Source organism: Pseudonocardia sp. NPDC049635 (assembly GCF_040659795.1).
Lineage (GTDB): Bacteria > Actinomycetota > Actinomycetes > Mycobacteriales > Pseudonocardiaceae > Pseudonocardia.
Map to the genome: position 1 here is coordinate 1,774 of NZ_JBFAON010000051.1, position 1,877 is coordinate 3,650.

1 rRNA gene is annotated in these 1,877 nt (G+C 58.7%); it reads left to right on the forward strand.

Features of this window, described 5'->3' with window-relative positions:
• Positions 1-178: 178 nt before the first annotated feature.
• A 23S ribosomal RNA gene (locus tag AB0J24_RS28660) occupies positions 179-1,877 on the forward strand; the annotation flags it as partial.

Sequence of the window (1,877 nt, forward strand, 5' to 3'; positions counted from 1 at the left end):
CGTCGTGGTGGTTCGGCACGCTGTTGGGTCCTGAGGGGACACCTGTTGTGGGTGTTGTCTTGTGGCCGCGTGGATGGGGACTTGTCCTAACGCTCCTGGTTGTGGGGGTGGTGGCGGTGTCGTTGTCTGCTGTGGTTGTGGGTTGAGTGTTGCATAGTGGATGCGAGCATCTTGTTGTGGTCAAGTTGTTAAGAGCACATGGTGGATGCCTGGGCATCAGGAGCCGATGAAGGACGTGGGAGGCCGCGATAGTCCTCGGGGAGCTGTCAACCGAGCTGTGATCCGAGGGTGTCCGAATGGGGAAACCCAGCACCCGTCATGGGGTGTTACCCGTGCCTGAATTCATAGGGTGCGTGGAGGGAACGTGGGGAAGTGAAACATCTCAGTACCCACAGGAAGAGAAAACAATTGTGATTCCGTGAGTAGTGGCGAGCGAAAGCGGATGAGGCTAAACCGTGTCCGTGTCAAGCCGGCAGGTGTTGCGGGTGCGGGGTTGTGGGATGTGTTGTTCACCTTCTGCCGAGGGTGGGATGATGTGGTGTGGTGTTAGCGGAAGACTTCTGGGAAGGGTCGCCGGAGTGGGTGAGAGCCCCGTACGTGAAAGCACTGCGCGTGTCATGAGCATTGTTCCCGAGTAGCAGCGAGCCCGTGGAATTCGCTGTGAATCTGGCGGGACCACCCGTCAAGCCTAAATACTACCTGGTGACCGATAGCGGACAAGTACCGTGAGGGAAAGGTGAAAAGTACCCCGGGAGGGGAGTGAAATAGTACCTGAAACCGTGTGCTTACAAGCCGTCAGAGCCTGGAGTGCCTTTGTGGTGCAGGGTGATGGCGTGCCTTTTGAAGAATGAGCCTGCGAGTTATGCTTCGTGGCGAGGTTAACCTGTGTGGGGTAGCCGTAGCGAAAGCGAGTCCGAATAGGGCGTGTGAGTCGCGGGGTGTAGACCCGAAGCGGAGTGATCTACCCATGGCCAGGGTGAAGCGTCGGTAAGACGTCGTGGAGGCCCGAACCCACCAGGGTTGAAAACCTGGGGGATGAGCTGTGGGTAGGGGTGAAAGGCCAATCAAACTTCGTGATAGCTGGTTCTCCCCGAAATGCATTTAGGTGCAGCGTCGTGTGTTTCTCGCCGGAGGTAGAGCACTGGATGGCCTAGGGGGCCGACAAGCTTACCGAAGTCAGCCAAACTCCGAATGCCGGTGAGTGAGAGCGCGGCAGTGAGACTGCGGGGGATAAGCTTCGTGGTCGAGAGGGAAACAGCCCAGATCACCGGCTAAGGCCCCTAAGCGTGCGCTAAGTGGGAAAGGATGTGGGATCGCTTAGACAACCAGGAGGTTGGCTTAGAAGCAGCCATCCTTGAAAGAGTGCGTAATAGCTCACTGGTCAAGTGGTCCTGCGCCGACAATGTAGCGGGGCTCAAGCGCACCGCCGAAGCCGTGGCAATGCCTCTTTGTGGGGTGTTGGGTAGGGGAGCGTCCTGCGTCTGGTGAAGCCCGGGAGTGATTTACGGGTGGAGGGTGTGGGAGTGAGAATGCAGGCATGAGTAGCGAATGCAGAGTGAGAATCTCTGCCGCCGGATGACCAAGGGTTCCTGGGCCAGGTTGTTCCGCCCAGGGTGAGCCGGGACCTAAGGCGAGGCCGTCAGGCGTAGTCGATGGACAACGGGTTGATATTCCCGTGCTCGTGACAGTGCGTCCATGCCGGGGCCGGTGATGCTAACCATCCGAACCCGTCTTCGTTCCTTCGGGAGCGTTGTGCGGGGGAGCGTGGGATCCGATCCGGTAGTAGGCAAGTGATGGGGTGACGCAGGAGGGTAGCTCCGCCACGCGGTGGTTGTCGTGGTGTAAGCCTGTAGCCTGATCTCCTAGGTAAATCCGGG